Raw genomic sequence first — 8,740 nt, 5'->3', positions numbered from 1 at the left:
CTCTCAGTTATCAAAAATAATAGTCTTTTTTTCTAAAAAATAAATACTGTTACATTTATTTTCGTACGAATTTTTCAACAATGATGATCTTACTATAAAAAATATAAAATTACCATCCTATTTTAACATATAATAGTTGAACAACAGATCTTCTCTTCATATACAGAAAAAGGACCTGTTGTTCATACTTCACCAACATCTATTCTATAGACATTGATGCCAATTGTTTATACTTTTTGTATTTTTCTTTTGCAGCTTCTTCTGCTCTTGCATAAAGTTCTTCTGCAATGGCAGGAAATTCTGTTTTTAAAGAGGTATACCTGACTTGTTTGTCCAAAAATTCTCTAAAACTTGCAATAGGTTCTTTTGAATCTAAAACAAACGGATTCTTTCCTTGCGTTTTTAATAACGGATTGTATCGATACAGATGCCAATAGCCACATTCTACTGCTTCTTTGATATTTTGTTGTGTTTTTCCCATTCCATCTTTTAATCCATGGTTGATACATGGAGCATATGCAATAATTAAAGCCGGGCCATCATACGCTTCTGCTTCTTTCAATGCTTTAACTAACTGCCCTTTGTCTGCTCCTATTCCTACTTGTGCAACATAAACATATTCATAGGCCGTTGCAATCATTCCTAAATCTTTTTTGTTGATTCTTTTTCCTGAGGCAGCAAATTTAGCTACTGCTCCAATCGGAGTTGCTTTGGAAGATTGTCCTCCCGTATTGGAATAAACTTCTGTATCAAACACTAAGATATTTACATTTTCTCCCGATGCAATCACATGGTCTAAACCGCCATAACCGATATCATATGCCCATCCGTCTCCACCGAAAATCCATACAGATTTATCAACGAGGTATTCTTTTTGTTTCAAAACAACATCAATCAACTCTTTTTCTTCTGCACTGTAGTTTTCTTCTGATAGTAATTTTATCATTTCTTTACTAAACAGTTTCTCTTGCTCTGCATTTCCTATCACATTCAGGTAATCTTCTATTGTGTCTCTTAATTTTTCGTGAGAAGTCAGTTCCTTTAGTAAAGATAATTTCTGTTGTAATTCTTTTCGAATTGCCTTAACTGCTATTCGAATTCCCAAGCCATATTCTGCATTATCTTCAAACAAGGAGTTTGCCCACGCCGGTCCATGTCCTTCCGTATTAGCGGTATATACAGAAGCCGGAGATGATGCTCCCCAGATAGAAGAACATCCTGTTGCATTTGCAATTACCATCCGTTCCCCAAATAATTGCGTTACTACTTTGGCGTAAGGAGTTTCTCCGCAACCTGCACAAGCACCTGAAAACTCTAACAACGGTTGTGCAAATTGACTTCCCTTGACGGACGTGCGATCCATAACATTCTCTTTGTATCCGACATTTTCATGTAAATTCATAAAAATATTATGTTCCTGTATATGGTCATCGATGGATTCCATCACCAACGCTTTCTTCCCTTTTTTGCCTGGACATACATCTGCACAATTACCACATCCTGTACAATCCAGTGGAGAGATTTGAATTCGATAACGATATCCTTCTAATCCTTTTCCATTTGCAGAAATTCCTTTTGCGCCATATTTCTTGCTTTCTTCTTCTGTCATCAAAAACGGACGAATTACGGCATGCGGGCATACAAAAGAACATTGGTTACACTGCACACAGTTTTCAGGATTCCAACAAGGAACCTTTACTGCGATTCCTCTTTTTTCATATTGAGAAGTTCCGGCAGGGATTTTACCTTCCTCTATCCCTACAAAAGCGGATACAGGGATGTCATTACCTTGTAATGCTGTAACCGGTCTAAGGATATTTTTAATATAATCAGGTTCTTCTTTGTGTTCAATGGCTGTTTCATCTTCAGCAATATGATTCCAACTTTCAGGAATTAGAACTTGATGTAACGCTTGCTGACCTCTGTCAATTGCCATACAATTGATTTGAACAATGTCTTCTCCCTTTTTAGCATATGTTTGTTGGATAGCTTCTTTCAAATATTGATTTGCTTGTTCCACCGGAATAACCTTTGTCAATTCGAAGAAAACTGCTTGCATAATCATATTAATATGATTACCTAAACCTAATTCCTGACCAATTTTAACAGCATCTACTGTATAAAATTGAATATTTTTTTCTGCAAGATATTTTTTCATCTTATGTGGAAGTTTGGTGTCTAATTCTTCATCTGACCATTGTGTATTTAATACAAAGGTTCCACCATTCCGTAATCCTTTCAACAAGTCATATCTTGTGACATATGACTGATTATGACAAGCAATAAAATCTGCCTGATCTATTAAATAAGTGGAACGAATTGGATGTTTCCCAAATCTTAAGTGAGATACCGTGATGCCACCGGATTTCTTGGAATCATAATCAAAATATCCCTGTGCATACAAGTCTGTATTATCTCCTATAATCTTAATAGCTGCCTTATTTGCTCCTACTGTACCGTCAGAACCCAACCCCCAAAACTTACATCTCATGGTTCCTTTAGAGGATGTGTCAATAGTTTCTTCCAAAGGTAAAGATAAGTTTGTAACATCATCTACAATAGATATTGTAAAATGATTTTTAGGTTGTCCTTTTTGCATATTTGTAAACACCGACAAAAGATGGGACGGAGTTGTATCTTTAGACCCCAATCCGTATCGTCCACCCAAGATAACGGGTTTATGTTCTTTTCCATAAAACATATTTAATACATCCAAATGCAACGGTTCAGCTGAAGCTCCTACCTCTTTCGTACGATCCAATACAGTAATTGCTTTTACTGTCTTTGGCATAACATCAAAAAAGTATTTTTCAGAAAAAGGACGATATAGATGAACTTTGATAAGTCCTGCTTTTTGTCCTCTTTCATTGAGGTAATCTACCGTCTCTTCCAGTGCCTCTGTTACAGAACCCATTGCTACCACAATATATTCCGCATCGGCTGCTCCATAATAATTAAACGGTTTGTACTGTCTGCCTGTCTCTTTTGAAATCTCTTTCATATATTCATTTACAATATCCGGAATTGCATCATAAAATCGATTAATAGATTCTCTGTTTTGGAAGAAAATATCAGGATTTTGTGCCGACCCTTTTGTATAAGGTCTCTCCGGATTTAATGATTTTTTACGAAAACGGAGCAGAGCTTCCTTATCTAACAATCTTTCAAACACTTCATAATCTATTTTCTCTATTTTTTGAATTTCATGAGAAGTTCTAAATCCATCAAAAAAATGCAAAAAAGGGATACTCGACTTAATAGATGCCAAGTGTGCAACTCCTGCTAAATCCATCACTTCTTGAACAGAACCTGTTGCCAATAGCGCAAAGCCGGTCTGTCGGACCGACATAACATCTGTTTGGTCTCCAAAAATAGACAATGCATGACTTGCAATTGCTCTTGCAGACACATGAAATACTCCCGGCAACAACTCTCCTGCAATCTTATACATATTCGGAATCATAAGCAACAACCCTTGTGAAGCCGTATAGGTTGTTGTTAATGCACCTGCGCTTAAAGATCCGTGCAAAGCGCCTGCTGCACCTGCTTCAGATTGCATTTCCACCACTTTTACCGGTTCACCAAATAGATTCTTTTTTCCATTTGCAGACCATTCATCCACCAATTCGGCCATAGTTGAAGATGGTGTGATTGGATAAATACACGCAACCTCTGAAAATGCATAAGAACAGTATGCGGCAGCTGTATTCCCATCCATTGTTTTCGTTATTTTTTTTGACATAATAACCCTCCCCCCAGTCTATGTTGAAATAAAAAAAGATATTATTTTGTATAATAAAATAGATATTCTTACTTTAAACATAATCATAAGTTAAATCTGAAATAATTGATATCCATTATAATCTATCGAAAAATATTAATATCTTTTTCAATTTCTACCTAAATCCCATAATAATATATATCAATTCATCAATTGATGATAACATTTTTTTCTTTGAAATCCAACAAAAAATAGAAAGAATCTACATATTCTTTCTATTTTTTTGAAATTATTACATTTAATGATTTATTTATTATTCGTGATTATGATCTTCTAATACTCGATCCGTAATCCCTGGAATTTCTAGATTATTTTTCTTAGCATAGTCTTGCAATGCTGCCACAATGGCTTCTTCTGCTAATACACTACAGTGCATTTTTACAGGTGGCAAACCATCCAAAGCTTCTGCTACAGCTTTATTTGTTACCTCTAAAACTTCATTAATTGTTTTTCCCTTAATCATTTCTGTTGCCATGCTAGAGCTAGCGATAGCAGAACCACATCCATATGTCTTAAATTTTACATCTTCAATCCTATTATCTTTAATTTTCAGATACATTCGCATAATATCTCCACACTTTGCGTTACCTACTTCCCCAATCCCGTCAGCATCAGGAATTTCTCCAACATTTCTTGGATTATTAAAATGATCCATTACTTTTTCTGTATATAACATTATTTGTTCTCCCCCTTTAAAATCTCATCATATAATGGCGACATATTGCGAAGCCGCTGTACAATCACTGCTAACTCTTCTACTACATAATCTACTTCTTCTTCTGTGTTAAAATCGGATAAACTCAATCTTAGCGAACCATGTGCAATCTCATGTTTTAACCCTAATGCCATCAACACATGAGAAGGATCTAAAGAACCGGAAGTACAAGCAGAACCGCTGGAACCTGCAATTCCTTTCATATCCAAACTTAAAAGTAATGCCTCTCCTTCAATATATTTGAAACAGAAACTTGCAAGTCCTGGTAGCCTATGTTCCAAACTTCCTGTAACAAGTGTATATGGTATTTTTTGTGTAATTTTTTCTATCAATCTATCTCTTAATTTGGTGCAATGAGTAATATGACTTTGCATATTTAGTTCGGCAATCTCACAAGCTTTTCCTAATCCAACTATCCCTGGGACATTTTCTGTTCCTGCTCTTCTTTTTTTCTCTTGTGCTCCACCATGAATTAGGTTTGGTAGAATCAAGCCTTTTTTAATATATAATACGCCTATTCCCTTTGGTGCATGAATTTTATGTCCTGACATAGATAGCATATCAATATTTAACTTATGGACATCAATATCTACATTTCCAATCGCTTGAACTGCATCCGTATGAAATAAAATTTTGTGTTCTTTTGCAATTTTTCCAATTTCTTCAATTGGCTGGATCGTTCCAATTTCATTGTTTGCAAACATAACAGAAATCAAAATTGTTTTATCGGTAATAGATTTTTTTAATTGTTCCAAATCTACCACTCCATATTCATCTACATCTAAATAAGTTACTTCATATCCTTGTTTTTCAAGATATTCACAAGTGTGTAAAATCGCATGGTGTTCTATCTTAGTTGTAATAATATGATTTCCTTTTTTTCTAAACTTTTCAGCAACACCTTTTAGAGCCCAATTATCAGATTCACTTCCTCCTGCTGTAAAATAAATTTCATCTAAAGAAGCATTCAATAGGCTAGCTACTTGCATTCTTGCTTTATCCACATATACTTTAGCAATCTGTCCTGCTTGGTGAATACTGGACGGATTCCCATAGATTTCTGTGAAGATAGGTATCATTTGATCCAATACCTCTTGTTTTATAGTTGTTGTAGCTGAGTTATCCATATACACATACTTTCTATTCATTAAACTGTTTCCCCCTCAACATTTTAAAATACTATCTGATTTGATTAACTTCTGTTCTATAACCATATCATACAACGTGATATTATCAATGACATCATCTACACAGTCTTTAATTTTTTTCCAAACAGCTCTGGTAGGACAATCTTTTCCGGAGATACAAGGTCCCACCTCATCCAACAGACACATAGAAGGTGCAATCGGACCGTCTAAAACTCTAATAATATCACCTACTGTGATTTCTTTAGAAGAACGACTCAGCACATAACCACCTTGCGCACCTCGCACACTATTGACCAAACCCGACTTTTTCAATTTGGAAAATATTTGCTCTAAATATTGTTCTGAAAGATTATTGTTAGATGCTATCGCCTTTAATGAAATGGGTTCATGCAAATCTTCATAAACAGCCAGATCGTACATGGCCTTTAATCCATACCGTCCCTTTGTCGATAGTTTCATGCTGTCTTCCCTCAATTCCTACTATAATAGTATGATTTTATTATATTTATATATGTACCCCTTGTCAACATTTTCTATCATTTTTTTCTCAATTAAAAGTACTATTTGATAATAGATGAATTTTAATCAAAAGTAATATATAGTTGTATATATTTCAAATTAATTCTTAATTTTGTTTAATTATAAATGGAATTTAGAATTAGATATTTTCTATTTGTATTCTTATTTATTTATGTTATCATTGAAATAAGAGGTGTTAAATTCATTATTGGGATTACATAAAATAGAGGGGTTGAAAGTTTGAAAAATAAAAAGATATTAGGTGATTTTGGAGAAGCTGAAGCATCAAACTATCTTGTAAAAAATGGATATACTATTCTTGACAAAAATTTTAGAATCTTACAGGGAGAAATTGATATTATTGCTCTCCAACAAAATATTCTATGTTTCATTGAAGTAAAAACAAGAAAGAATACTGATTTTGGACTTGCTTGTGAAGCGGTAAATTATAAAAAACAACAAACAATTAGATTTGTTGCCTCCATATATCTCAATACACATAAAATAAAATATGAAGAAATTCGTTTCGACGTAATAGAAATATACACAGATACCGAAGAAATTATTCATTTAGAAAATGCTTTTTAATTTCCGTACATAATTCCTTATAAATATATCATAATATATAGTAATCCAATGTTTAACTAAGGAGGATACAATGTTTTTTAAAAGTTTAAGTTCCGGAATAGAAGGAATTGATGGTTACATTGTAAATGTAGAAGCCGATGTATCGAAAGGAATACCCAATTTTACTATGGTTGGATTACCTGATACTGCAGTGAAAGAATCAAAGGAACGTATTCATTCTGCTATTCTGAATAGTGGATTAAAATTTCCGAACAAAAAAATTGTCATTAACCTATCCCCTTCTAGTGTAAAAAAAGAAGGTTCTCATTATGATTTGCCAATTGCACTTAGCATTTTAAGCAGCGAGTATCATTTTTTAGAAGAACGGTTTTCAAATACCATGTTCTTTGGTGAACTTTCATTGGATGGTACCTTGCAAAAGGTAAACGGCACAATTCCTTTTATTATTGCAGCACGGGAATGTGATTACATAAATCGTGTCATTTTTCCAAAGCAAAATAGTATGGAAGCTCAAGTTGTCAAAGATATTAAGTTGCTGAATGCATCTTCGTTAAATGAAATCGTATCCTATCTGATGGGAGTGGATGAATTGGAAGAAATATCTCCTATTTCATTCAATCCATCCTTTCAGAATGAGTATGATTTTTCAGATGTAAAAGGAAATTTAATTGCAAGGAGGAGTGCAGAAATTTCAGCTGCAGGATATCATAACATGTTGTTCATAGGACCTCCGGGTTCCGGAAAATCTATGATTGCGAAGAGGTTACCTTCCATTATGAATCCTCTTAATGAAGAGGAATACATACAGGTAAGTAAAATATATAGCAGTACGGGAAAATTTAATCAAAATTTGTTGAATCGAGTAAGACCATTTCGATCTCCTCATCATACCGCTACTATGAAATCTATTATTGGAGGAGGACAAAATTCGACTCCAGGAGAAGTAGTATTGGCTCATAAGGGAATTCTATTTATTGATGAGTTGTTGGAATTTGAGAAAAAAACCTTAGAAGCTCTTAGACAACCTATCGAGGATAAATATGTCAACATCAGTCGAATTAAAAACAGCTATCAATATCCTTGTGATTTTATACTGGTTGCAGCAACCAATCCTTGTCCTTGTGGAAATTATCTCAATCCTTTCAAAGAATGTGTTTGCACAGAATATCAAATCAGAAATTATTTAGGTAGAGCCTCTGCACCTTTATTAGATCGCTTTGATTTATTTACAGAAATGTCTCCTATTGAGTTTGATGAACTTCATACAACTATTGCATCTGAATCCAGTGAAGAAATTTATAAAAGAGTATATTCTGCAATTGAAATTCAAAAGGAACGTTTTAAAAAAGAAAATTTTTGTTATAATGCACTAATTCCTGCAAAATATATTTCTAAGTATTGTAATCTTGGAAAAACAGAGTCTGATTTTATTCGAACTGCTTTCGAAAAGTTCTCTTTTTCTTTGAGAAGTTATCATAAAGTTCTTCGTGTCGCACGAACAATAGCTGATTTAGAACAGGAAGATTCTATTTCTATTGTTCACTTATCAGAAGCCGTATCATTTCGAAAAGCTCTGTTAAAATATTGGGGGTAGTTTTTATGGTTGATATATTTTTAATATTTAGTATTGCGAGTATCTCAGCAGAACAATTTCAATACATTTTGAATGAAGTCGGAAGTATTGATAATATACAGCTGTTGACTCAAGTATCTATTCGGGAGCTAAATAGTATTTCTCAAAAAAAGAAATCTGACATTGAGTCTGCTTTTGATGAATATGAAAAATTTGTCGAAGAATTACAACTTGAAGAAATTGGATATATCAATATTGCTATGAAAAACTATCCTTCGTCGTTAAAAGAACTGTATGATTTTCCGTATATCTTGTATTTCAAAGGTAATTTATCTCTACTACAACAATTTTCAATCGGCATTATCGGCAGCAGAAAACCGGATGCTTACGGTGTTTTCTGTGCAGACTTCTTTGGC

7 protein-coding genes are annotated in these 8,740 nt (G+C 33.8%); 3 read left to right on the top strand and 4 right to left on the bottom strand.

Annotated elements, in window-relative coordinates; translation table 11 throughout:
* Nucleotides 1-199 precede the first annotated feature (199 nt).
* The 4 genes from nifJ to ACO5GE_RS07235 form a co-directional block, all read right to left on the bottom strand.
* On the bottom strand, nucleotides 200-3,742 hold the full coding sequence (nifJ, locus tag ACO5GE_RS07250; protein WP_484830252.1) for a pyruvate:ferredoxin (flavodoxin) oxidoreductase: 3,543 nt from the start codon (nucleotides 3,740-3,742) through the stop codon (nucleotides 200-202).
* A gap of 292 nt (nucleotides 3,743-4,034) precedes the next feature.
* A complete protein-coding gene (nifU, locus tag ACO5GE_RS07245; RefSeq protein ID WP_484830251.1) occupies nucleotides 4,035-4,457 on the bottom strand; it encodes a Fe-S cluster assembly scaffold protein NifU in 423 nt (140 codons plus the stop codon).
* Nucleotides 4,457-5,644 carry a cysteine desulfurase NifS gene (gene nifS / locus ACO5GE_RS07240; protein ID WP_484830250.1) on the bottom strand — a complete coding sequence of 396 codons (1,188 nt, stop codon included), beginning with the start codon at nucleotides 5,642-5,644 and terminating at the stop codon, nucleotides 4,457-4,459. The genes nifU and nifS overlap by 1 nt, the downstream gene beginning before the upstream one ends.
* Before the next feature lie 15 nt (nucleotides 5,645-5,659).
* Complete coding sequence (locus ACO5GE_RS07235; RefSeq protein ID WP_484830249.1) at nucleotides 5,660-6,103, bottom strand: RrF2 family transcriptional regulator; 444 nt, start codon at nucleotides 6,101-6,103, stop codon at nucleotides 5,660-5,662.
* A 300-nt stretch (nucleotides 6,104-6,403) separates the two neighbouring features.
* On the opposite strand from ACO5GE_RS07235, the gene ACO5GE_RS07230 reads away from it, so the two are divergent.
* From ACO5GE_RS07230 to ACO5GE_RS07220, 3 genes are all read left to right on the top strand, one after another.
* Complete coding sequence (locus ACO5GE_RS07230) at nucleotides 6,404-6,751, top strand: YraN family protein (protein ID WP_484830248.1); 348 nt, start codon at nucleotides 6,404-6,406, stop codon at nucleotides 6,749-6,751.
* A 70-nt stretch (nucleotides 6,752-6,821) separates the two neighbouring features.
* A complete protein-coding gene (locus ACO5GE_RS07225) occupies nucleotides 6,822-8,345 on the top strand; it encodes a YifB family Mg chelatase-like AAA ATPase (RefSeq protein WP_484830247.1) in 1,524 nt (507 codons plus the stop codon).
* Between the two features lie 5 nt (nucleotides 8,346-8,350).
* Nucleotides 8,351-8,740 (top strand): DNA-processing protein DprA (locus tag ACO5GE_RS07220; RefSeq protein WP_484830246.1); only part of this gene is annotated, 390 nt, incomplete at its 3' end.

This window comes from Filifactor sp., from assembly GCF_057248345.1.
The sequence above is the reverse complement of the archived record's forward strand: the minus strand, read 5'-3'. Positions and strand labels throughout refer to the sequence as shown.

Excerpts from the sequence above, each read along its gene's own strand:
- nifJ (WP_484830252.1), bottom strand. The coding sequence starts at position 3,742 with ATGTCAAAAAAAATAACGAAAACAATGGATGGGAATACAGCTGCCGCA.
- ACO5GE_RS07225 (WP_484830247.1), top strand. The coding sequence starts at position 6,822 with ATGTTTTTTAAAAGTTTAAGTTCCGGAATAGAAGGAATTGATGGTTAC.
- nifU (WP_484830251.1), bottom strand. The coding sequence starts at position 4,457 with ATGTTATATACAGAAAAAGTAATGGATCATTTTAATAATCCAAGAAAT.
- nifS (WP_484830250.1), bottom strand. The coding sequence starts at position 5,644 with ATGAATAGAAAGTATGTGTATATGGATAACTCAGCTACAACAACTATA.
- ACO5GE_RS07235 (WP_484830249.1), bottom strand. The coding sequence starts at position 6,103 with ATGAAACTATCGACAAAGGGACGGTATGGATTAAAGGCCATGTACGAT.